A 22,083-nucleotide genomic window follows, 5' to 3' on the forward strand; every position below is an offset into this window, starting at 1 on the left:
TCAATCAGGGCGGGCAGATTCTGACGCATGCCAGCGCCCGAGCAAACGGCGCGAGAGGCTGTTGAACAGCCAGAAGATCAGCACACCGGTGGCCACCAGCAAGGTCAATGCGGCAAACATCTTCGGCGTCTCGGTGCGAAAGCTGGCCTCGAGGATGCGCGAGGCCAGGCCGGTCTCGCGGCCGGCGGCACCGGCCACCATCTCGGCGGTGACGGCGCCGATCAGGCTCAGCCCACCGGAGATCTTCAGCCCGGCGATGAAATAGGGCAGGGCGGTCGGCGCCAGCAGCAGGCGCAGGCGCTGCCAGCGGGTGGCGCGGTAGAGGCGGAACAGATCGCGCAGATTGTTCTCGGCCGCGCGCAGACCTATCACCGTGTTCGACAGAATCGGGAAGAAGGCCACGATCCAGGCGCACAGCAGCAGAGCGGCCGTGGTGCTCTCGACATAGATCAGTATCAAGGGCGCCACCGCGACGATGGGCGTGACCTGCAGCACCACGGCCACCGGGAACAGCGCCCGCTCCAGCGGCCTGGAGAGCGCGAACACCGAGGCGATCAGCACGCCGCCGAGGCAGGCCAGGGCCAGCGCGCCGAAGGTGATCTTCAAGGTGTACCACCAGCTGCCGGCCAGGGACCCGAAGTTGGCATACAGCGTGGTCGCCACCAGCGAGGGCGCGGGCAGGGTATAGGCCGGAATCTGCGCCAGCCGTACCAGCAGCTCCCAGCCCAGCAGCAGCCCGCCCAGCACCAGGGCCGGCCATACCCACGAGCGGCTCAAGACACGGCCCCCGGAGCGTCGAAGGCATGGGCCGCTTCCAGCGCCAGAGTCAGCTCGCGGCAGATCGCCGCATAGCCCGCCGAGGTGCGAAAGGCCGCCGTGCGCGGATAGGGTTCATCGATCCGCACCTCGGCCACCACGCGGCCCGGGCGGGCCGCCATCACCAGCACGCGCTGGCTCAGGAACACGGCCTCGAACACGCTGTGGGTGACGAACAGCGCCGCCAGCCGCTGGCGCTGCCACCAGTCCAGCAGATCGGTGTTGAGCTTCTGGCGTGTGATCTCGTCCAGCGCGGCAAAGGGTTCGTCCATCAGCAGCAGCTGGGGGCTGGTGACCAGGGCCCGGGCGATCGAGGCGCGCATCTTCATGCCGCCCGACAGCTCGGCCGGAAAGGCCCGCTCGAACTCGGCCAGGCCGACGCGGGCCAGCACCTGGCGCACCCGCTCGGCCGCCGCCTGGCGCGACACACTCTGCAGGCGCAGCGGCAGCCAGACGTTGTCGAACACACTCGCCCAGGGCATCAGGGTCGGCTCCTGGAATACGAAGGCGGTCTCGGCGGCAGCCGTGCCGTGCAGCGCCGGTGCATCGACCTGGCCGCTGCTGGCCTGGTCCAGCCCTGCGATCAGGCGCAGCACCGTGCTCTTGCCGCAGCCCGAGGGGCCCAGCAGCGAGACGAATTCGCCCGGGCTCAGATCCAGGCTGACGTCCTGCAAGGCCTGCAGGCCGCCGGGGAAGCGCTTGTGCACCTGCTGCAGCGAAACAAGTGGCGTTTTGTTCATTGCCGCGAGTGTGCCCGCAATTCCGGCTCGCCCTGGCGGGTGGGGCCTTGCGAGACAATTCGCCCATGCACGCGAACCGTTTGCTCCGAATCATCTCTGTCTCCATCCTGCTGCTGGGCACCGCTGCGCAGGCGCAGGATGCGGTTCCTCAGGACAAGACCCGCCCCCGCATCGGGCTGGTGCTGTCGGGCGGCGGCGCGCGGGGCCTGGCCCATGTGGGCGTGCTCAAGGTGTTGGAGCGCGAGCGCATCCCGGTCGATCTGATCACCGGCACCTCGATGGGAGCCATCATCGGCGGCCTGTATGCCAGCGGCATGAATGCCGAGCAGCTGGAGCGCGAGCTGATCCAGCTCTCCTGGGGCGATGTGTTCGCCAGCCGGGTGGACCGGCAGAACCTGTCGCAGCGCCGCAAGGAGGAGGATTTCGAGTTCTCCGCGGTGCTCGAATTCGGCATGCGCGATGGCGAGTTCCGGGCGCCCCAGGGCACGCTGTCCAGCCGCGGCCTGGAGACGCTGCTGCGCCGCTTCACGCTGCCGGTGCGCAAGATCCGCAGCTTCGACGCGCTGCCCACGCCCTTTCGCGCCGTCTCCACCGACCTGGAGACGGGCGAGCAGCAGGTGATTGGCGAGGGCGATCTGGCGCTGGCGATGCGCTCCAGCATGAGCGTGCCCGGCGTGTTCGCGCCGCTGGAGTGGGAGGGCCGCATCCTCGGCGATGGCGGCCTGGTCAACAACCTGCCGCTGGACATCGCCCGAGGCATGGGCGCGCAGCGGCTGATCGCGGTGAACGTGGGCACGCCGATTGGCGGCCGGGAGTCGCTGGGCTCGCTGCTTGGCGTGACGGCGCAGATGATCAACATCCTCACCGAACAGAACGTCAAGCGCAGCCTGGCCACCCTGTCGGACGGCGATGTGCTGATCAAGCCGCAGCTGGGCAAGCTCAGCTCCAGCGACTTCGAGCGCGGAGTGGATTTCGTCAAGCTCGGCGAACAGGCGGCCGAGGCAGCGCTGCCGCAGCTGCGCGCCTACGCCGTGGACGAGGCCGGCTACCAGCGCTGGCGCGAGGCGCGCAAGGGCTCGCAGCTCGACAAGCCGGTGCTGGTGGAGGTGCGCATGGAGGGCAGCGACATCGCCCAGCCCCAGCGCTTCGCCGAACAGCTGGAGTCCAAACCCGGCGAGCGCTTCGATCTTGCCAAGGCCGAGCGTGACACGCGCTTTCTGGCCTCGTCGGGCGACTTCGAGCGGGTGGACTATCACGTCGCGCAGCGTGAGGTCGGCGACACGCTGGTGTTCAGCATGGAAGACAAGTCCTGGGGTCCTAACTACTTCCGCGTCGGCCTGGACCTCAGCACCGACCTCAGCGGTGACAGCTCCTTCAATCTGCGCATCTCGCACAACCGTCATTGGCTGACACCCGGCGGCACCGAATGGCGCAACCAGCTGACCCTGGGGCAGACGCCGAGGATCTACTCCGAGCTGTACCACCCGCTGGGCGTCAAGCTGGGCACCTCGCGCGACTGGTTCGTCTCCGGCTGGGGCAAGGTCGAGCGCCGGCAGCTGAATCTGTATGACGATGCCGGCAACGGCCGCGCGCGCTTTCTGCGCACCGGCGCCACGCTGGGGGTGGATCTGGGCCAGCCCTGGGGCAAATGGGGCGAGGTCCGACTGGGCGTGGTGCACGAGACCTGGCGCCTGCGGCCCAGCTTGCTGACCATCGATCTGCCGCTCGACGAGCTCAAGCGTGACGCCAGCGAGACGGCGCTGCGCCTGAAGGCCGTGGTCGACCAGCTCGACTTCGCCAACTTCCCTCAGCGCGGCTACCGCTATACGCTCGAAGCGCTGTACGGCCGCCAGGTCAACAAGGAGCACACCAGCGGCAGCTTTGCCCGCCTGGAGCTGCAGGCCACCGGCGTGCAGAGCTGGGGGCGGCACACGCTGAATCTGCATCTGCGCGGCCTGGTGGCGCGCGAACCCGAGGACTCGATCCAGGGGCCCTATTCGCTGGGCGGGTTCCAGCAGCTGTCGGGCTACAAGCAGGGCCAACTGATAGGCCCGGCCCTGCTGTTCGGCCGTGCCAGCTACTACATGAGGCTGAAGGACACGCCGGTGCTGACCCGCGGCTTCTTCGTCGGCGGCTCGCTGGAGGCCGGCAACACCTGGGAGAACCATCGCCAGATGAGCCTGAAGGGCCTGCGCTGGGCCAGCAGCCTGTTTCTGGGCACCGACACCACGGTGGGGCCGCTGTATGTGGGTCTGGGCTACGCGCCCAAGGCCGGCTCGGCGATCTATCTGTTCATCGGGCGACCCTAGGGCTTGGCCGGCTTCGCCAACTGCCGCAGGGTCTTTGCCTCCTGCGCCTCCTGTGCCGAGCCGCGCAGTTCCAGCAGCGCCGCCAGATTGTCCATCAAGCTGCGGCGCCGCCAGTCTTCCAACCTCTCGTCGCGCATCAGGTTGCGGATCTGGGGCATATGCTTCTCGGCGTAGCGCGTCGCCACCTCGGCCAGCCCATCGTCCTGGGCCCGACGCGCGGCCCGGTGCGTGTGGGCCAGTGACAGCGTCAGATTGTCATAGGCCATTTGCAGGCGCTCCGGACTACCGCTTTCTCGCGCCAGTGACAGGGCCTGCATATGCAGCGATTCGGATTCCTGCAAGTGGCCCAGACGCGCCTGGAGATGGGCCGCGCAGGACAGGGCCACTGGCCGAAGCATGAAGTGGGGGCCGACCTCGCTCAGCGCCAGCGCCTCGTCGGCCAGCGGCAATGCCTGCTCGGCGCGGTTCAGTTCGGCCAGGGCAAAGGCTGCCAGGGTGAGTGCCGAGATCTGGGTGTCCTGCTGTGCGGCCTGGCGGGCCTGGGCCAGCGCCAGCATCGCGTCGGCCAGGCAGGCGTCCAGGTCGGACAGATGCCAGGCGGCCCGAGCACTCAGCAGCCAGGCGCGCCCCAGCCAGACAGGCTCTTTGCAGATGGCAGTCATGGCCTGTGCCGCCTCACGTGCCGCGGGCCATTGCTGGGCGGCGAGATGGCCCTCAGCCTTCGACAGGGTCGTCTGCCAACTGGGATGCGTGTTCACGGTCTGACTCCCCCGGTCCGGGTGTGGTAGCTAGGGTAGCAGCTCGGGAGCGGATTCGCGCTAGTCCAGGGCTCGCCGGATCTCCGCCTCCACCAGTGCCGGTTGCTCGTGCACGATCCAGTGCGAGGCGCCGGGCACGCGGGTCAGCGTCAGCTGCGGCACAAAGGCCTCCAGCCCGTCGATCAAGACCAGGGGCAGGGCGATGTCGGCCTCGGCCCAGATCACATGGGTGGGCAGCTTGACGGTGACGAACTCGGGCGGGAACTGCAGGCTCATCACCGTCTGGTCGTCGACCGTCGGCGGGCGCAGCGGCGAGGCGCGGTAGTAGTTCAGCGCGCCCTGCAGGCCCAGGTTCCAGACCTCGCGGTATTGCTGCTTGACGGCCTCGGTCAGCCAGGCGGGGTCGCCGCTTTCGCCCATATCGTGGCTGAAGAAGGGCCACAGCCTGGCGTAGTCGTTCTCGCGCAGCAGCGATTCGGCGTCCGGCCGGCATAGAAACGTCATGTAGGCGCTGGACGCCTGCTGGACCGAATTGGACTGCAGCTCGCGCAGAAAGGTGGCTGGGTGCGGCGAGTTGATGATGATCAGCCGCTTCATCAGCTGCGGCCGCTGCACCGCCATATTCCAGGCCACGGCACCACCCCAGTCGTGGGCCACCAGCGCCTCCAGCTGCGTCACCCCCTGGTGCTTGAGCAGGGCCTCCAGATCGGCCATCAGATGCTTGGCGCGATAGGCCTCGACCTCGGACGGCCGCGAGGACCGTTCGTAGCCGCGCAGATTCGGGGCGATGCAGCGGTAGTCGCTGCCGAGCGCCATGATCAGCTCATCCCAGACGAAGGCGGCCTCCGGGAAGCCGTGCAGGAACAGCAGGACGGGCGCGTCTTTCGGGCCGAAGGCGCGGCAGGACAGCGTGATGCCGTGCGGCAACAACGCTTCAAAGGTTTCAATCATTGGAGGCTCCCGTTGGGGTCGGCGCAGTATCCCGCGCCGCCGGGGGCCCGGGTGTCAATCGGGTGACACGTCCTGCGCTTGCGGATGCACCCACTCATGCAGGATGCAGGCCACATCGCCGACGCCCATCTTCTTCAGCGCCGAGAACAGGGTGATGGCGATGTCGGAGTCATCGGTGGCCAGATCGGCCAGTTCGGTCTGGGTGCTGGCCAGTATGGCGGCCTGCTCCTTGCGGTTGAGCTTGTCGGCCTTGGTCAGGAGCACCAGCAGCTTGACCTCGCCGGTGCCCACGCGGGGGGCGACGAATGAAAGCAGCTGCTTGTCCAGATCGGTCAGACCCAGGCGCGAATCGACCATCAGCACCACCCCCGACAGGCTGCGGCGGATTTCCAGATACTCGGCCATCACCTGCTGCCAGCGCAGCTTGGCGGCGCGGGCCACGGCGGCATAGCCGTAGCCGGGCAGGTCGGAGAACCAGGCGTCGGCAGCGTCCTTGGGGCCCAGCTCGAACAGGTTGATGTGCTGGGTGCGGCCCGGCGTCTTGGAGGCAAAAGCCAGGCGTTTTTGCTGGGCCAGCGTGTTGATGGCCGTCGATTTGCCGGCATTCGAGCGGCCGACAAAGGCAATTTCGGGCAGTTCGGAGATCGGCACCTCGACAACCTTGCTGGCCGTCGTCAGGAAGCGTGCGGTATGCGTCCAGCCCAGGGCTACCTTCTCGCTGACGGGGCCGCTTTGGGGGCCGGCCTGGGCCGATGCAGCGCCGGATTCTTGCGGTTTTGGAGTTGTAGTTGTCATGAAATTCTCGGGCTGGGTGGCCGAGCATTGTAAAATCCGACGGTTGCGCTTTTGGTGATACCCATCCTCTCATGAAAACAGCCGCCAATTTGTTGACCCTGATATCTGGCCTCGTGTTTGCCCTTGCGGCAAATGCTGCGGAAACGAAGGCCCCGGCCAAGCCCGATTTGGCCAAGGGCCAAGCCACGGCCACGCAGGTCTGCGCAGCCTGCCACACGGCCGACGGCTCGCGCGGGAGCCCCGCCAACCCCATCATCCAGGGCCAGCACGCCGAATACCTGGTCAAGCAGCTGACCGAGTTCAAGTCCGGCAAGCGCGCCAACCCGATCATGGCCGGCATGTCGGCCGCACTGACCGAGGAGGACATGAAGAACGTCGCGGCCTTCTATGCGTCCAAGCAGGCCAAGCCCGGCTTCTCCAAGGACAAGGACCTGGTCGTGCTGGGCGAGAAGATCTACCGCGGTGGCATCGCCGACCGCAGTATCCCGGCCTGCGCGGCCTGCCACAGCCCCAACGGCGCCGGCCTGCCCGCCCAGTACCCGCGCCTGGCCGGTCAGCACTCCGACTACACCGAAGCCCAGTTGCTGGCCCTGCGCGCCGGCACCCGCGGCAACAGCCCGATGATGAAGGGCATCACCGCCAAGATGAATGATCGCGAGATCAAGGCGGTGTCCGACTACATCGCCGGTCTGCGCTGACCCGCTCCCCCCGTGGAAGGACAAAAGGCCGGCTTGATCCGGCCTTTTTCTATGGTGCCGCACCCTCTTAAGCCTTAGGCCCGACAATCTCGCCATGCCTGACTCCACTCCCGCCCCTCGGGCCGTTCCGTCCTCCAGCACCGCCCGCGAGCTGTTCGACCTGCTGGCCTCGATGCGGTTTTCGATCTCGCTGCTGACGGTGATCTGCATCGCCTCGGTGATAGGCACCGTGGTCAAGCAGCGCGAGCCGCTGAACAACTATGTGAACCAGTTCGGCCCGTTCTGGGCCGAGGTCTACCAGAAGATCGATCTCTACACGGTCTACAGCGCCTGGTGGTTCCTGCTGATTCTGGCCTTTCTGGTGCTGTCCACCAGCCTGTGCATCGCGCGCAACACGCCCAAGATCCTGGTCGACCTGAAGAGCTACAAGGAAGATCTGCGCGAGCAGTCGCTGAAGTCCTTCCACCACCGGGCCGAGGGCCAGCTGAGCCTGAGCCCGGCGCAGACCCTCGAGCGCATCAACACCCTGCTGGCCAAGGCCGGCTGGCAGGCCAAGCTGCAGCAGCGAGACGGCGGCCAGATGGTGGCGGCCCGCGCCGGCACCAGCAACAAGATCGGCTATATCGCTGCGCACTCCGCCATCGTGCTGGTCTGCCTGGGTGGCCTGCTGGACGGCGACCTGATCGTCAAGGGCATGATGCTGCTGCAGGGCAAGTCGGTGTATTCCGGTGCCGGCCTGATACGCGATGTGCCGGCCGCGCACCGGCTGGGGGAAGCCACGCCAACCTTCCGCGGCAACCTGATGGTGCCCGAGGGCGGCCGCGCCGGCACGGCGATCCTGAGCATGCCCGACGGTGTGGTGCTGCAGGACCTGCCCTTCGACGTGGAGCTGAAGAAGTTCATCGTCGAGTACTACGACACCGGCATGCCCAAGCTGTTCGCCAGCGAGGTGCTGATTCATGACCGCGATACCGGCAAGACCACGCCGGCCACCGTCAAGGTCAACGAGCCCGCCCATCACCGCGGCGTGGCCATCTACCAGAGCAGCTTTGATGACGGCGGCTCCGAGGTCACTTTGCAGGCTCAACCGCTGGTGGCGGGCGGCAAGACCTTCAAGATCCAGGGCACGATAGGCAGCAGCACCTCGTTGAGCAATGGCAATGACAAGCTGATGCTGGAGTTCACCGGCCTGCGCGTCATCAATGTCGAGAACACCATTGCCGATGGTGGTTCGGGCGCCGATGTGCGCAAGGTGGATCTGGCCAGCTCGCTGGACAAGCATCTGGGCTCGGGCGCCAAGGTGAAGACCGAGAAGACCTTGCAGAACGTCGGCCCCTCGGTCAGCTACAAGCTGCGCGACGCCAGCGGCCAGGCCCGCGAATACAACAACTATATGGTGCCGGTGGAGCTGGACGGCCAGCGTTCCTTCCTGGTCGGCGTGCGCGACACGCCGGCCGAGAGCTTCCGCTACCTGCGCATTCCGGTCGATGAGCAGGGCAACATCGATGGCTGGCTGCAGTTGCGTCAGGCCTTGAGCGACCCGGCCCTGCGCGAACAGGCGGCGCTGCGCTATGCCCGCCTGGCCACCCCTCAGGACAAGCCCGAGATGACCCCGCAGCTGCAGGGCACGGCGCGGCGTGCGCTGTCGCTGTTTGCCGGTGCCGAAGGGGTGAAGCCGGGCGAGACGCCGGTGGGCGGCCTGCCGGGCCTGTCGCAGTTCATCGAGCGCGAGGTGCCGGAGAGCGACCGCTCGCGCATTTCCGAGGTCCTGCTACGCATCCTCAACGGCAGCCTGTTCGAGTTGCACAAGATGGTGCGCGAGCAGGCCGGCCTGGGCGAGCCCAAGACCGACGAGGCGGCGCAACGCTTCATGACCCAATCGGTGCTGGCGCTGTCGGACAGCATGTTCTACCCGGCGCCGGTGATACTGCAGCTCAGCGACTTCAAGCAGGTGCAGGCCAGCGTGTTCCAGGTTGCGCGGGCGCCGGGCCAGAAGCTGGTCTACCTGGGCGCAGTGCTATTGATTGTGGGTGTGTTCACGATGTTGTACATAAGGGAACGCCGGATGTGGATCTGGCTCCAAGCCGTGCCCGAGGGCACGCGCGTGACCATGGCCCTGTCCACCACGCGCCGCACCCTTGACACCGACACCGAGTTTGATCGCCTGCAACAGGCGGTATTGAAAGATAAAGCCACATGAACACGACGACGATGACCATGGGCCGCCCGTCCTTGGGCGCGCGCCTCGGCGGCCTGAACCTGTTTGACTGGGCGTTTGCCGCCCTGGTGCTGGGTGGCGCCGCCTATGCCTTCATGCGCTACGGTCACTCGATGGACGGCTACGAGCAGGGCATCCTCCTGTTCGCCACGCCCTCGCTGATCGCCCTGGGCTGGTTCTGGAAGCCGCTGCGGGTGCTGATGCTGCTGGTCGGCGCGGCCAGCCTGCTGGCCATCAGCCTGTACAACCGCACGCCGGACGGCTTCGGCGCCGACCTCGGCGCGGCCGACCGGGTGTTCCTGCTCAAGTACATGCTGTCCAGCCAGAGCGCCATCCTGTGGATGAGCCTGCTGTTCTTCATGAGCACGTTGTTCTTCTGGGGCGGCTTCTTCACCAAGCGGGGTGAGGCCAGCGCGGCCGAGGCGATAGGCTCGCGCCTGGCCTGGGGTGCTGTCTTCATGGCCCTGACCGGCACCATGGTGCGCTGGTTCGAGAGCCACCAGATCGGCCCCGATATCGGTCACATCCCGGTCAGCAATCTGTACGAGGTGTTCGTGCTGTTCTGCTGGATGACGGCGCTGTTCTATCTGTACTACGAAAGCCGCTTCAAGACCCGGGCGCTGGGCGCCTATGTGCTGCTGGTGATCAGCGCGGCGGTCAGCTTCCTGCTCTGGTACACGGTGGCCCGCGAGGCCCATGAGATCCAGCCGCTGGTGCCGGCCCTGCAGAGCTGGTGGATGAAGATCCATGTGCCGGCCAACTTCGTCGGCTACGGCACCTTCGCGATGTCGGCCATGGTGGCCATGGCCTATCTGCTGAAGACGGCCACGCCGCGCGCGCTGGTGATCGGCCTGCTGGGCGTGCCGGCCGCGCTGATTGCCGTGATCCTGGCGGTGCGCTTCGGCGCCGGCCTGCCCGAAGCCTCGATCGCCGGGCTGGACAGCTGGGCCGGCAAGATGGCGGGCCTGCTGGTCTTCTTCGCCCTGTGCGTGCTCGCGCGCAAGCCGCTGACGGCGCGCCTGCCCTCGCTGGAGCTGCTCGATGACCTGATGTACAAGGCCATTGCCCTGGGCTTTGCCTTCTTCACCATCGCCACCATCCTGGGCGCCTTCTGGGCCGCCGAGGCCTGGGGCGGCTACTGGAGTTGGGACCCGAAGGAGACCTGGGCGCTTATCGTCTGGCTTAATTACGCGGCCTGGCTGCATATGCGGCTGATCAAGGGGCTGCGCGGCGTGGTTGCCGCCTGGTGGGCGCTGGTGGGCCTGGTCGTCACGACCTTTGCCTTCCTGGGGGTGAATATGTTTCTGTCGGGGCTGCATTCCTACGGAACCTTGTAAGGTTCTCGGGGCTCTTTCGACCAAGTGATGACGATGTACCCCGGAGACCCCAGATGCACTTGATCAAAGACCACGGCTTCACCCATCCGCACAGCTCGGAGATCACCCCGCGCGAGCAGTTCGAGCGACGCCGTGAACTGTTGCGCCACCTCGCCACCGGCGTGGCCGGTGTCGGCCTGGCTTCCTGGGCCGCCCGCGATGCGCTGGCACAGACCACGGCAGGCCCGGGCAAGCTGGCCAAGCTGGCGGGTAGCCGCAGCGCGGTGGCCGGCGGCATGGTGATGGACAAGCCCACGCCCTACCAGGACGTCACCAGCTACAACAATTTCTACGAGTTCGGCACAGACAAGGCCGACCCGGCCCGCACGGCGGGCACCCTGAAGCCCCGGCCCTGGACCGTCAGCGTCGAGGGTGAGGTCGGCAAGCCCGGCACCTTCGATCTGGACATGCTGCTGAAGTTGGCGCCAATCGAGGAGCGCATCTACCGGCTGCGCTGCGTCGAAGGCTGGTCCATGGTCGTGCCCTGGATGGGCTACTCGCTGTCCGAGCTGATCAAGAGGGTGGAGCCCACCAGCAAGGCCAAGTTCGTCGAGTTCATCACCCTGGCCGACAAGTCGCAAATGCCCGGCCTGCGCTCCGGCGTGCTGGACTGGCCCTACACCGAGGGCCTGCGCATCGACGAGGCCATGCACCCGCTGACCCTGCTGACCCTGGGCCTCTACGGCGAGGTGCTGCCGAATCAGAACGGTGCGCCGGTGCGCCTGATCGTGCCCTGGAAGTATGGCTTCAAGTCGGCCAAGTCCATCGTCAAGATCCGCCTGGTCGAGAAACAGCCCGTGTCGAGCTGGACGCGGGCGGCAGAGCAGGAGTACGGCTTCTATTCGAACGTCAATCCGAGCGTCGATCACCCGCGCTGGAGCCAGGCCAGCGAGCGCCGCATCGGCGAGGGCGGCGTGTTTGCCAAGAAGCGGCCGACCTTGATGTTCAACGGCTATGAGGCCCAGGTCGCCTCGCTGTACGCCGGCATGGACCTGAAGAAGTTCTACTGAAGAGCTTCACCTCGCCACCATGAAGAATCTGCTGCTGCACCCCGCAGCCAAGCCGCTGCTTTTTGTGCTGGCCCTGCTGCCCCTGGCCTCGCTGGCCTATGGCGTGGTGTTCGACACGCTGGGCGCCAATCCGGCCGAGGCGCTGATACGGGGCCTCGGCGACTGGACGCTGCGCATGCTGTGTTTGACGCTGGCCATCACGCCGCTGCGCCAGTGGTTCAAGCAACCGGCGCTGGCGCGCTTTCGCCGCATGCTGGGCCTGTTCACCTTCTTCTATGGCTGCATGCATCTGCTCAGTTATGCCTGGTTGGACATGGGCCTCGAGTTCGGCGACATCGCCAGAGACATCGCCAAGCGCCCCTTCATCCTGGTCGGCTTCACGGCGCTGCTGCTGATGCTGCCGCTGGCCCTGACCTCGTTCAACCGCGCGATCAAGGCCCTGGGTGCCAAACGCTGGCAGTTGCTGCACCGGCTGGTGTATGCGGTGGTGCTCCTGGGCCTCTTGCACTTCTTCTGGATGCGTGCCGGCAAGAACAATTTTGCCGAGGTGGGCATCTATGCCGCCATCGTCGCCCTGCTGCTGGGCTGGCGCCTCTTCAAGGCCTGGGGCGGCCGGCGCGTGAGCCGGGTCGCCGCCATCGGCTGAGCCGCAACACCATCCGCATACGCCATCCGGCGTATTTGCCCCGCGCGGCATAGTCGCAACACTGTCCCTCAAGGCAGCCGGCTTTCATCCAGAAAGCAGCCGCCAGACGTTTCACAACGAATGAGGACTCACAGCATGTCACTATCGCGTCGCAGTTTCAGTGCCTCCATCACCGCCATGGCCGGCGCTATCGCCGCCCTGGGTCTGAGCGCACAGGCTCTCGCTGCCGACACCATCAAGGTCGGTGTGCTGCACTCGCTGTCGGGCACGATGGCCATCTCCGAGACGGTGCTGAAGGACGTCACCCTGATGGCCATCGACGAGATCAATGCCAAGGGCGGCGTGCTGGGCAAGAAGCTGGAAGCGGTGGTGGTGGACCCGGCGTCGAACTGGCCGCTGTTCGCCGAGAAAGGCCGCCAGCTGCTGACGCAGGACAAGGTGGCCGTGACCTTCGGCTGCTGGACCTCGGTGTCGCGCAAGTCGGTGCTGCCGGTGTTCGAGGAGCTCAACGGCCTGCTGTTCTACCCGGTGCAGTACGAGGGTGAAGAGCTGTCGAAGAATGTGTTCTACACCGGCGCGGCGCCCAATCAGCAGGCCATCCCCGCGGTGGAGTACCTGATGAGCAAGGACGGCGGCGGCGCCAAGCGCTTCGTGTTGCTGGGTACCGACTATGTCTATCCGCGTACCACCAACAAGATCTTGCGCAGCTTCCTCAAGTCCAAGGGGATTGCCGAGGCCGACATCATGGAGGAGTACACCCCCTTCGGCCACAGCGACTACCAGACCATCATCGCCAAGATCAAGAAGTTCGCCGCCGAGGGCAAGAAGACGGCGGTGATCTCCACTATCAACGGCGACTCCAACGTGCCCTTCTACAAGGAACTGGGCAACCAGGGCCTGAAGGCGACCGATGTGCCGGTGGTGGCCTTCTCGGTCGGCGAGGAAGAGCTGCGCGGCGTGGACACCAAGCCGCTGGTCGGCCACCTGGCCGCCTGGAACTACTTCATGAGCCTGAAGAACCCGGCCAATACCGAGTTCACCAAGAAGTGGGCCGCCTATGCCAAGGCCAAGGGCATCGCCGGCCACAAGGACAAGCCGCTGACCAACGACCCGATGGAGGCCACCTACATCGGCATCAATATGTGGAAGCAGGCGGTCGAGAAGGCCAAGAGCACCGATGTCGACAAGGTCATCGCCGCGATGGCCGGCCAGACCTTCCCGGCGCCGGGCGGCTTCATGTCCAAGATGGACGAGAAGAACCACCACCTGCACAAGCCGGTGTTCATTGGCGAAATCAAGGCCGACGGCCAGTTCAATGTGGTCTGGAAGACCCCGGGCCCGGTGCGCGCCAATCCTTGGAGCCCGTTCATCGCGGGTAACGACAAGAAGAAGGATTCGCCCGAAAAGATGTGATTGAGCAGTAGTTAGCAAGCGCGGGGGTAGGCATGTGCCCACCCCGGGGTGCGCCCTGTCGTTCGGGGGATCGGCAGGGCGCTCTCTTTTTTCAGGCATCGCAATGTTCAGGCCCATGTTCCAACGTCACCTCAGGCATCTTCTTCTGGCCGTGCTTTGTCTGTTCGGGCTGCAGGCCCAGGCAGCGGTGAGCTGGCGAGACATCGCCGCGGGCGAAACCGACGACCGCGTCACCGCGCTACGCAATGCCTTGCTGGAGTCCAACCCGCGGCTGCAGACCTTTGTACAGGCCCTGCTGGACGACAAGGTGCGCGTTAGCCCGGCCGGCGTGTGGATCGTCGAGGGCGAGGCGGTGCGCGACTTCGCCGCCGACCAGGTGGCGGTGCTGCCGGCCGACGCCGAGGAGGTCAGCAACAACAATCGCATGCGCCGCGAGCTCGGCGTGGCGCTTGCCGTGTTGCAGCTGCGCTCGCCCAAGCTGGCGCAGCGCGAACAGGCGGTGCAGGTGCTGCAGGAGCAGGCCGACATCAAGCACCAGGCGATGATCGAACAGGCCTGGTTGCACGAGATCAACGAACCCCTGAAGGAGCAGCTGCAGACCTTGAGGGCCAGCCTGCTGCTCGATGCACCCGCGGCGGCCGACCGTGTGCTCGCCGCCAAATGGCTGGCCGCCCAGGGCAGCCCCAAGGTCAGTGCCTTGCTGGAGGCACGCCTTGCGGCCGAGACCGACCCGGCCGTGCGCGCCCAGCTGTCTCTGGCCATCGGCCAGGTCAAGTCGCAGCTGGACTGGGGTGAGCGCCTGGGTCTGCTGTTCGCGGGCCTGAGCCTGGGCTCCATCCTGCTGCTGGCCGCCCTGGGCCTGGCCATCACCTACGGGCTGATGGGCGTGATCAATATGGCCCACGGCGAGCTGATGATGGTTGGCGCCTATGCCACCTATCTGGTACAGCAGGGCTTCAAGGCCTGGCTGCCCGGGCTGTTCGACTACTACCTGCTGCTGGCCGTGCCCATGGCTTTTCTGGTCACGGCCGCCGTGGGCGCGCTGCTGGAACGCACCGTCGTGCGCTGGTTGTATGGCCGGCCGCTGGAAACACTTCTCGCCACCTTCGGCATCAGCCTGGTGCTGATGCAGGCGGTGCGCAGCCTGTTCGGCGCGCAGAACGTGGCGGTCGAGAACCCGGCCTGGTTGTCGGGCGGCTGGGCGGTGATGAGCAATCTGACGCTGCCGTTCAACCGCCTGGCCATCATCGTGTTCGCAGCCTTGGTATTGGGTGCGGTGGCCTGGGCGTTGTCACGCACGCGGCTGGGCCTGTTCGTGCGCGGCGTGACGCAGAACCGCGCGATGGCCTCCTGCACCGGCGTCAACACCGCGCGTATCGATACGCTCGCGTTTGCACTGGGCTCGGGCATTGCCGGGCTGGCCGGTTGCGCCTTGTCTCAGATCGGCAATGTCGGCCCGGATCTGGGTCAGTCCTACATCGTCGACAGCTTTCTGGTCGTCGTCACCGGCGGCGTCGGCCAGCTGGCCGGCACCGTCTGGGCTGCGATGGGCCTGGGCCTGATCAACAAGGGGCTGGAGGGTTATACCGGTGCGGTGCTGGCCAAGATCATCGTACTGGTGGCGGTGGTGGCCTTCATCCAGAAGCGGCCATCCGGCCTGTTCGCCCTGAAGGGCCGGAGTGCGGAGGCATGAGTCCAATGAACGGCCGTCCGGAATTGGGCTTGCTCCCGCTTGGCGGGAAGGCGCGTAGCGCCAGGGTGCAAACATGAGCGCGGTGTTGCCATCTGTTGCGATCGAAAAGTCGAACTCACCCATCTCGGCCTCGCGCCTGCTGCGCTGGTGGCAGGTCTTGCTGGCGCTGTGGGTGGTGACCCTGCTGGTGCCCTTCCTGAACCTCTGGGTGCCCGAGGGCCACTGGCTGCATGTATCTGACTACCTGGTCAGCCTGCTGGGCAAGATGCTTTGCTATGCGATGTGCGCGCTGGCGCTGGACCTGATCTGGGGCTACACCGGCATTCTGTCCCTGGGCCATGGCCTGTTCTTCGCGCTGGGCGGCTATTGCGTGGGCATGTACCTGATGCGCGAAGCCGCCGGGCCCGGCGCGCTGCCGGCCTTCATGGTGTTCCTGGACTGGAAGGCCTTGCCCTGGCACTGGGCCTTGAGCGACTCGCTGGTGGTGCAGCTGCTGCTGGTGCTGGTGGCGCCGGGTCTGCTGGCCTGGGTGTTCGGCTACTTCGCCTTCCGTTCGCGCATCAAGGGCGTGTACTTTTCCATCATCACGCAGGCGCTGACCTACGCGGCGATGCTGCTGTTCTTCCGCAACGAGACCGGCTTCGGCGGCAACAACGGATTCACCGACTTCAAGTCGCTGGCTGGCGTGCCGCTGGCCGAGCCGACCACCAGGCTGTGGCTGTTCGTCATCAGCGGCTGCGTGCTGATTGCCTTTTACCTGCTGGCACGGTGGATCGTGGGCAGCAAGTTCGGTCGCCTGCTGCAGGCCATACGCGATGCCGAGAGCCGGGTCATGTTCACCGGCTACGACCCGCTGCGCTACAAGCTCGCGATCTGGGTGCTGTCGGCGCTGATGTGCGGCGTGGCCGGCGCGCTGTATGTGCTGCAGGTGGGCATCATCAACCCGAGCGAGATGTCGACCGCGGCCAGCATCGAGATGGCGGTCTGGGTGGCGGTCGGCGGGCGCGCGACGCTGGTCGGGCCCATCCTCGGTGCCTTCTTCGTCAATGGCACCAAGAGCGTGTTCACGGTGCTGTGGCCCGAGGCCTGGCTGTTCGTGCTGGGCGGCCTGTTCATCGTCGTGACGCTGTTCCTTCCGAATGGTTTGCTGGGCCTCTTGAAGTCCTTGAAGCGCAAGGTGAAGCCATGAGCCCGGACTTGATGGAGCAGGGCGCCGAGCGCCTGCAGCATGCGACGCAAAGCGGTGGCCGCAGCGCCGCCTATGGCCGGGTGCTGCGCGAGGGCGAGCTGGACCTGAGCCATGGCACGGTGCTGTACCTGGAAGACATCAGCGTCAGCTTCGATGGCTTCAAGGCCTTGAACAAGCTGAGCCTGGACATTGCCGCCGGCGAGCTGCGCTGCATCATCGGCCCCAATGGCGCCGGCAAGACGACGATGATGGACGTCATCACCGGCAAGACCCGGCCCGACGCCGGCCAGGCCTTCTTCGGCAGCACCATCAATCTGCTGCGCCACCGCGAGAGCGAGATCGTGCGCTTAGGGATTGGGCGCAAGTTCCAGAAGCCGACGGTGTTCGAGCAGCTGACGGTGCTGCAGAACCTCGAGCTGTCGCTGCAGGCCGATCCGCGCGTGCTGGCCTGCCTGCGCTTCAAGCCCACGGCCACTCAGCTGGACCGCATGGACGCTGTGCTGACGCAGATCCGTCTGTTGGGCGAGGCCGGACGTCAGGCGGGCCTGCTGTCGCACGGCCAGAAGCAATGGCTGGAAATAGGCATGCTGCTGATGCTGGAACCCAAGCTGCTGCTGCTCGACGAGCCGGTGGCCGGCATGACCGACTTTGAAACCGAGCGCACGGCCGAGCTGCTGCTGTCGCTGCAGGGCCAGCACTCGCTGATGGTGGTGGAGCACGACATGAAGTTCATCGCCGCGCTGACGGCTGACGATGTGCGAAAGAAGGTCACCGTGCTGCACGAGGGCAGCGTGCTGGCCGAAGGAACACTGAACCAGGTGCAGGCGAATCCGCAGGTGCTTGAGGTCTATCTCGGACGATGACGGGGCGCGCAAACATGCTGAAGGTCGATGGAATCCAGCAGTACTACGGCGGCTCGCACATCCTGCGCAATGTCGGCTTCGAGGCCAAGGCCGGCGAGGTCACCGTGGTGCTGGGCCGCAACGGCGTGGGCAAGACCACGCTGCTGAAAAGCCTGATGGGCCTGGTGCCGCTGCGCGCCGGAACGATCAAGCTCGGCGAGCATGACCTGACCGGCAAGGCGCCCTACGAGCGCGTGCGCGTCGGCATGGCCTATGTGCCGCAGGGGCGTGAGATCTTCGGCCGGCTGACCGTGCTCGACAACCTGTTGATGGGCCTGGCCTCCAAGCCCGCGAACACCGAGCTGCCGGCCGAGCTGTACGACTTGTTTCCGGTGCTCAAGCAGATGCTGCACAGGCGCGGTGGCGATCTGTCCGGCGGGCAGCAGCAGCAGCTGGCGATTGCCCGCGCGCTGGCGGCCGGCCCCAAGGTCTTGATACTCGACGAGCCGACCGAGGGCATACAGCCCAGCGTGATCAAGGACATCGGCCGCGTCATCCGCATGCTGGCCAGGCGGGGCGACATGGCCATCATCCTGGTCGAGCAGTTCTACGACTTCGCCGAGGAGCTGGCCGACCAGTACCTGGCGATGGAGCGGGGCGAGATCATCGCCCGCGGGCCGGGGAGGCTGATGGAGGCCAACGGCGTACGGGCGCTGGTGTCGGTGTAACAGCTGGCAAGCTAGGGAGTGACAAGGCGGGGCGGGCTTGGCTATGGTCTTCGGGTCCGCTTTGAACCCGAGGAGCTCCAATGAAATCAGCCGTTCTCGCCGCCGCTGCGGCGCTTGCCATTTCCCCTGCGTTTGCACAGACCGCCATCGCCCCGGGCGGCAGCGCCTCGTTCAACATCCCCGGCCTGGTCAGCCTCTACCAGGTGTTCGGCCATTCGGGCTCGGTGGTGGGGGCGTCGTCCGACGCGCCTTACGTCACCTTCAGCGCCGGGGCCGGCAATGTCTTCACCTTCACCTCGGTCACCGGCGGCCTGAACTGCTGCGGCAATCCGGGCGACCTGGCCACGCCGGAAGGCGGCAACTGGCTGGGCCCGGCCTCCACGATAGGCGGCATCAACGGCATCTCGGATGCCTTCGGCAACACCCAGCTGCCGCTGGTGGCGATGTTCGGCTCCGAGAGCGACCCGTTCGGCAATGCCGCTCCGGCGGCCTTGCCGGCCTGGGACGCGAACAACCCGCTCAGCCAGGCCCCCGGCCTGTACCAGGTGTTCTTCGTCGGTGACGGCCGTGCCGGCTTCAACAACGCCGCTGGCGCGCTGCTGACCTTCACCGCACCGACCAATGCCACGCGCCTGTACATCGGCTTTGTCGATGCCGGCAACTTCAGCGGCACTTCGGCCTATTACTTCGACAACCCCGGTTCCATGGACGCCACCGTGACGCTGGCAGTGCCCGAGCCTGGTAGCTATGCGCTGATGGGCCTTGGCCTGCTGGGCTTGGCCCTGGCCCGCCGCCGCCGCGGCTGAACCGTCGTCACTGCCGCCAGATCCGCGGCTCATGGGCCGGCAGGCCCAGGGCCAGCGGCCGCCAGCGGGCGCGCACGGCACGCAGCAGCGCAAAGGCGGTTTCGGTGTGGGAGGCGAGCAGGCGCAGCACCAGCAGGCGCGGGTCGGTGGAGCTGACACCGGCGGTGATGTCGGCGCCGGCCTGGCCGATTTCTTCGCGCGCTTCGTCCAGCAGCTGCTCCAGCAGCGCGCGGTCCAGCGCCGTGCCGCTGGCCAGCCACATCGTGCCCACGCAGCTTCTGCCGGCCAGACCCAGCGGGCTTTGGCGCAGTTGCACATCGTCGGCGCGCAGCAGCGATTGCTCCAGCCACACGCCGGGCCAGTGGATGCGGGTGGCGAACTCGCCCTGGGCGAAGGGCCGCTCGGCCGCCGGCAGGCCCAGGGCCAGCAGGTCCCAGCCCATCAGCAGCGAGCCAGGCTCCAGCTGCATGCTCAGGGTGTTGCGAGCCAGGCATTGGTCGTAGGCCAGCGTCTCCAGCGGCAGCCATTCGAGCATCGCGCCTGCGGCCAGGTGCAATTCGGTGCGCTGTTCGGCCCAGGGGCCGGCGCTGCGGTAGAAGCGCGTGGCGCCGGGGGTGGTGATCAGCGCGCGGCTGCCCGCGCCGGCCTCGACCGTGACGCGCAACTCGTCGCCACCGACCACGCCGCCCGGCGGGTGCACCAGCACATGGTGGCAAATGCCGGGGCCTTCCGGGTAGAGCGCCTGCAGCACGCGCAATGGGCCGCTGTGCAGATCATGGGCCAGCGTGCGTTCGGCCTCGGCTCGGTAGGTCAATTGCAGATGCGCGGCCCAGGCCGCCTGGGTTCTAGGCGCGTCAATCACTGATTCAGGTCTTGCATCATCGTGTCCACGGCGCGCTGCACCAGGTTGCGGTCTTCGAGTTCGGTCAGCAGGCCGGCGGCGCGCAGCTGCAGCAGGGCACCCCGTGTCAGTGACTGCGGCGGTGCGCCATGCTCGCCGGAGAAGACGAAGTAGTTGCGGCTGTCGCTGATCCAGGTCAGCTGGGCGGTGGTCCACTGGCTTTGCACAAACATATGGCACCAGCTGCCGGGCTTGAGCGAGCGCTGCCAGGCCTCCAGCGTTGCCTGCAGCTGGGCCTCGTCCTGCGTGGCCAGAGGCACGGGCACGGTGGGCAGGGTGCCGCGGTCCACCATGCTGTCGCTCCAGAAGCTGCTGCTCGCGCCCAGCGAGTCCATTGTGTCATGCACGCTGGGCGTGGTGTCTTCGTCGGCCAGGCTGCCCATCTTGCTGGGCGCGGGGCGCGGGTCGGGCGGCAGTCGCAGCAGCTTGGAGTGGCGATCCATTAGCTCGTCGAGCAACTCAGCGCGGCGCGAGTCGGGCCAGTTGATCAGGTCGAAGCCGAACTGCAGGCGCGCGGTCAGCGTGGGCAGCATCTCGCGCAGCTGCTCGCGCTCTTCGGCATGGCGCAGCGGCTGCACGCTCCACAACAGATCGTCCACCAGATCGATCATCGGCTGCACCTGCGCCGCCTGCGGGCCGAAGCGCACCATGGCCTCGGCCATCGCATTCACCCAGGGGCCCTCGAGAAAGCCGCGCACCGTGGTGCTGACCACCGCCTGCGACAGTTGCTCACGCACCTGCTGGCGCAGGATGCCGTGCCATTTCTCGCGCTGCTGGGCACGCTCCAGCATCTCGATCGTGTTCTGGGTGCGGGCCACCGTCTGGCGGGCGCTGGTTTCGATGAACTGCTGTGTCTCCTGCAGGGCCTCCCAGTACAGGCTGGCGTGGGGGTGGTGCTCGGCGGCGACCCGCTGCACCAGCCCCTCGACAAAGGCGAGGAAGGCCTGCAGGCGATCACGGTCGCCCTGGTTGAAGCCGGTGCTGTGCGAGGCCACGCAGTTGATGAACTGCCAGGTCGGATGCTCCTGCTGGCTGAGCAGTTGCGGGTCTTCCACCGCCACGCGCAGCACCGAGACCTGCAGCCGACTCAGCAGATTGCGCACCTCGGGCAGCAGGATGGGGTCGTCGAGTATCTTGTCGTAGACCCGTGACAGCAGCTCCACCGCGCCGGTGCTGGGCACCGGATCGTCGGTGGCCGCGTCCGGGGTGATGGGCGGGAAGTCGCGATTGAGCTCGGGCGGTGGCCTGGGTTCGGCCGCCTTGTCGTCGGCCGCAATGCCCATTGAGGCCAGCAGGGTGTCCAGGCTGGGCAGGGCATCGGCCGACAAGGGCGTGGGGTGGGTGCTTTCCTCGGCCGCGCGCTGCTGCATGCGGCGCAGCAGATTGTCCAGCGTGTGCGGCACCGTGGGCACCTCATCACGAATCGGCATGGAGGGCTCTGCGGCTGGTGCGGCAGGCAGCGATGTGAAGTCGGTCTCGTTGACCTGCGCGCACAGCCCGGCATAGATCGGTTCAAGCACCTCGGCCATCGCTTCTGCGGCCACCCGCAACAGCGCCACGCGGGCGGCCGGGGCCAGCGTCAGCGCATGCAGCGAATGACACAGCAACCGGGCGAACACGGCCGGGCGCAAAGGGTTGGCATCGCGCTTGCTGAAGGCCGTGCCGGCGCGCATCGCCTCGAACATGGTGTCCAGCTGCTGCAGCGACAGGCGGGCGGCCTCCTGGATGGTGCGTATGGCGGCGGCCACAGCCACGTCTTCCAGCGCCTGCTGTTCATCCACCAGGCTCAACTCGTCCAGCATGACCATCGGCTTGGGCCTGTGGGCCAGGCCGGTGGGCGGCGCCTGCAGCGCGGCAGGCAGCTCCAGCACCATGCGTTCCTGCAAGGCCAGCACAAAGGGCTCGCGTAAACGCCTCAGGGCCTCGGCCAGATTGAAGTACAGGGCCAGTTCGGTATCGCGGGGCTTGACCTGATGCCGCCCCTCCAGCCGCGCCAGCGTGCCATCCAACACATCGCGGGCCAGCTGCGGGGCTTGGCTCAGCACCGACTCGACGAGGGACTGGGGGGTGATGGGGGGCATTTCGCGTTTGGGTGGTGCAGCAGGGATTATGGCGGCACTGTTTGCCCAAAAAAGAAAAGGGCCGCATTGCTGCGGCCCAGATCTAGGGAGACGAACAGTTGGGGTCGGAGCAT

At 66.6% G+C, this 22,083-nt stretch carries 19 protein-coding genes; 12 read left to right on the forward strand and 7 right to left on the reverse strand.

Annotation, left to right across the window (positions count from 1 at the left end):
• Window positions 1-777, reverse strand: coding sequence for an ABC transporter permease (locus DES47_RS11415; protein WP_133700847.1), 777 nt, complete (start codon window positions 775-777; stop codon window positions 1-3).
• Entirely contained in the window at window positions 774-1,556 is a 783-nt protein-coding gene (locus DES47_RS11420; RefSeq protein ID WP_133700848.1) for an ABC transporter ATP-binding protein, read from the reverse strand. The genes DES47_RS11415 and DES47_RS11420 overlap by 4 nt, the downstream gene beginning before the upstream one ends.
• Before the next feature lie 65 nt (window positions 1,557-1,621).
• Between DES47_RS11420 and DES47_RS11425 the strand changes: the two genes are divergently transcribed.
• On the forward strand, window positions 1,622-3,865 hold the full coding sequence (locus tag DES47_RS11425) for a patatin-like phospholipase family protein (RefSeq protein WP_133700849.1): 2,244 nt from the start codon (window positions 1,622-1,624) through the stop codon (window positions 3,863-3,865).
• On the opposite strand, the gene DES47_RS11430 is transcribed toward DES47_RS11425, so the two are convergent.
• From DES47_RS11430 to yihA, 3 genes are read right to left on the reverse strand one after another with little or no spacing between them, the layout of a single operon-like run.
• Window positions 3,862-4,623, reverse strand: coding sequence for a hypothetical protein (locus DES47_RS11430; protein WP_133700850.1), 762 nt, complete (start codon window positions 4,621-4,623; stop codon window positions 3,862-3,864). The two genes, DES47_RS11425 and DES47_RS11430, sit on opposite strands and share 4 nt — an antisense overlap.
• A 60-nt stretch (window positions 4,624-4,683) precedes the next feature.
• Window positions 4,684-5,574, reverse strand: a complete 891-nt coding sequence (locus DES47_RS11435) for an alpha/beta fold hydrolase (protein WP_133700851.1) — start codon at window positions 5,572-5,574, stop codon at window positions 4,684-4,686.
• Window positions 5,575-5,628: 54 nt separating this feature from the next.
• A complete protein-coding gene (gene yihA, locus DES47_RS11440) occupies window positions 5,629-6,369 on the reverse strand; it encodes a ribosome biogenesis GTP-binding protein YihA/YsxC (RefSeq protein WP_133700852.1) in 741 nt (246 codons plus the stop codon).
• A gap of 71 nt (window positions 6,370-6,440) precedes the next feature.
• On the opposite strand from yihA, the gene DES47_RS11445 reads away from it, so the two are divergent.
• From DES47_RS11445 to DES47_RS29275, 11 genes are all read left to right on the forward strand, one after another.
• On the forward strand, window positions 6,441-7,067 hold the full coding sequence (locus DES47_RS11445) for a c-type cytochrome (RefSeq protein ID WP_133700853.1): 627 nt from the start codon (window positions 6,441-6,443) through the stop codon (window positions 7,065-7,067).
• A 94-nt stretch (window positions 7,068-7,161) separates the two neighbouring features.
• A complete protein-coding gene (locus DES47_RS11450; protein WP_133700854.1) occupies window positions 7,162-9,267 on the forward strand; it encodes a cytochrome c biogenesis protein ResB in 2,106 nt (701 codons plus the stop codon).
• Window positions 9,264-10,622, forward strand: a complete 1,359-nt coding sequence (gene ccsB, locus DES47_RS11455; protein ID WP_133700855.1) for a c-type cytochrome biogenesis protein CcsB — start codon at window positions 9,264-9,266, stop codon at window positions 10,620-10,622. Before DES47_RS11450 ends, ccsB begins: the two co-directional genes overlap by 4 nt.
• Before the next feature lie 53 nt (window positions 10,623-10,675).
• Window positions 10,676-11,671, forward strand: a complete 996-nt coding sequence (gene msrP / locus DES47_RS11460; RefSeq protein WP_133700856.1) for a protein-methionine-sulfoxide reductase catalytic subunit MsrP — start codon at window positions 10,676-10,678, stop codon at window positions 11,669-11,671.
• Between the two features lie 19 nt (window positions 11,672-11,690).
• Window positions 11,691-12,317 (forward strand): protein-methionine-sulfoxide reductase heme-binding subunit MsrQ, encoded by a 627-nt coding sequence (locus DES47_RS11465; protein WP_133700857.1) that lies wholly within the window; start codon window positions 11,691-11,693, stop codon window positions 12,315-12,317.
• Between the two features lie 135 nt (window positions 12,318-12,452).
• Window positions 12,453-13,730 (forward strand): urea ABC transporter substrate-binding protein, encoded by a 1,278-nt coding sequence (urtA, locus tag DES47_RS11470; RefSeq protein ID WP_133700858.1) that lies wholly within the window; start codon window positions 12,453-12,455, stop codon window positions 13,728-13,730.
• 115 nt (window positions 13,731-13,845) lie between these two features.
• Window positions 13,846-15,423: an urea ABC transporter permease subunit UrtB gene (gene urtB, locus DES47_RS11475; protein ID WP_133700859.1), complete on the forward strand. Its 1,578-nt coding sequence runs from the start codon at window positions 13,846-13,848 to the stop codon at window positions 15,421-15,423.
• Window positions 15,424-15,496: 73 nt separating this feature from the next.
• Complete coding sequence (urtC, locus tag DES47_RS11480; protein ID WP_133700860.1) at window positions 15,497-16,612, forward strand: urea ABC transporter permease subunit UrtC; 1,116 nt, start codon at window positions 15,497-15,499, stop codon at window positions 16,610-16,612.
• Entirely contained in the window at window positions 16,609-17,475 is an 867-nt protein-coding gene (urtD, locus tag DES47_RS11485; protein WP_133700861.1) for an urea ABC transporter ATP-binding protein UrtD, read from the forward strand. Before urtC ends, urtD begins: the two co-directional genes overlap by 4 nt.
• Window positions 17,476-17,489: 14 nt before the next feature.
• Window positions 17,490-18,182: an urea ABC transporter ATP-binding subunit UrtE gene (urtE, locus tag DES47_RS11490; protein WP_133700862.1), complete on the forward strand. Its 693-nt coding sequence runs from the start codon at window positions 17,490-17,492 to the stop codon at window positions 18,180-18,182.
• A gap of 80 nt (window positions 18,183-18,262) precedes the next feature.
• Window positions 18,263-18,988 (forward strand): PEP-CTERM sorting domain-containing protein, encoded by a 726-nt coding sequence (locus DES47_RS29275; protein ID WP_243748271.1) that lies wholly within the window; start codon window positions 18,263-18,265, stop codon window positions 18,986-18,988.
• A gap of 7 nt (window positions 18,989-18,995) precedes the next feature.
• Here DES47_RS29275 and DES47_RS11500 read toward each other — a convergent pair whose 3' ends face one another.
• Both DES47_RS11500 and DES47_RS11505 read right to left on the reverse strand, forming a co-directional pair.
• Window positions 18,996-19,847 (reverse strand): urease accessory protein UreD, encoded by an 852-nt coding sequence (locus DES47_RS11500; RefSeq protein WP_133701538.1) that lies wholly within the window; start codon window positions 19,845-19,847, stop codon window positions 18,996-18,998.
• Window positions 19,847-21,970, reverse strand: coding sequence for a DUF1631 family protein (locus tag DES47_RS11505; protein WP_133700863.1), 2,124 nt, complete (start codon window positions 21,968-21,970; stop codon window positions 19,847-19,849). The genes DES47_RS11500 and DES47_RS11505 overlap by 1 nt, the downstream gene beginning before the upstream one ends.
• Between the last annotated feature and the right edge of the window lie 113 nt (window positions 21,971-22,083).

Source organism: Roseateles toxinivorans (genome assembly GCF_004362525.1).
Classification (GTDB): Bacteria; Pseudomonadota; Gammaproteobacteria; order Burkholderiales; family Burkholderiaceae_C; genus Paucibacter; species Paucibacter toxinivorans.

What these genes read in the sequence shown, in the direction of transcription:
- DES47_RS29275 (WP_243748271.1), top strand. Translation starts at nt 18,263, where the DNA reads ATGAAATCAGCCGTTCTCGCCGCCGCTGCGGCGCTTGCCATTTCCCCT.
- urtE (WP_133700862.1), top strand. Translation starts at nt 17,490, where the DNA reads ATGCTGAAGGTCGATGGAATCCAGCAGTACTACGGCGGCTCGCACATC.
- DES47_RS11450 (WP_133700854.1), top strand. Translation starts at nt 7,162, where the DNA reads ATGCCTGACTCCACTCCCGCCCCTCGGGCCGTTCCGTCCTCCAGCACC.
- urtB (WP_133700859.1), top strand. Translation starts at nt 13,846, where the DNA reads ATGTTCCAACGTCACCTCAGGCATCTTCTTCTGGCCGTGCTTTGTCTG.
- DES47_RS11425 (WP_133700849.1), top strand. Translation starts at nt 1,622, where the DNA reads ATGCACGCGAACCGTTTGCTCCGAATCATCTCTGTCTCCATCCTGCTG.
- DES47_RS11435 (WP_133700851.1), bottom strand. Translation starts at nt 5,574, where the DNA reads ATGATTGAAACCTTTGAAGCGTTGTTGCCGCACGGCATCACGCTGTCC.
- DES47_RS11420 (WP_133700848.1), bottom strand. Translation starts at nt 1,556, where the DNA reads ATGAACAAAACGCCACTTGTTTCGCTGCAGCAGGTGCACAAGCGCTTC.
- DES47_RS11445 (WP_133700853.1), top strand. Translation starts at nt 6,441, where the DNA reads ATGAAAACAGCCGCCAATTTGTTGACCCTGATATCTGGCCTCGTGTTT.
- urtA (WP_133700858.1), top strand. Translation starts at nt 12,453, where the DNA reads ATGTCACTATCGCGTCGCAGTTTCAGTGCCTCCATCACCGCCATGGCC.
- DES47_RS11465 (WP_133700857.1), top strand. Translation starts at nt 11,691, where the DNA reads ATGAAGAATCTGCTGCTGCACCCCGCAGCCAAGCCGCTGCTTTTTGTG.
- yihA (WP_133700852.1), bottom strand. Translation starts at nt 6,369, where the DNA reads ATGACAACTACAACTCCAAAACCGCAAGAATCCGGCGCTGCATCGGCC.
- urtD (WP_133700861.1), top strand. Translation starts at nt 16,609, where the DNA reads ATGAGCCCGGACTTGATGGAGCAGGGCGCCGAGCGCCTGCAGCATGCG.
- urtC (WP_133700860.1), top strand. Translation starts at nt 15,497, where the DNA reads ATGAGCGCGGTGTTGCCATCTGTTGCGATCGAAAAGTCGAACTCACCC.
- DES47_RS11505 (WP_133700863.1), bottom strand. Translation starts at nt 21,970, where the DNA reads ATGCCCCCCATCACCCCCCAGTCCCTCGTCGAGTCGGTGCTGAGCCAA.
- msrP (WP_133700856.1), top strand. Translation starts at nt 10,676, where the DNA reads ATGCACTTGATCAAAGACCACGGCTTCACCCATCCGCACAGCTCGGAG.
- ccsB (WP_133700855.1), top strand. Translation starts at nt 9,264, where the DNA reads ATGAACACGACGACGATGACCATGGGCCGCCCGTCCTTGGGCGCGCGC.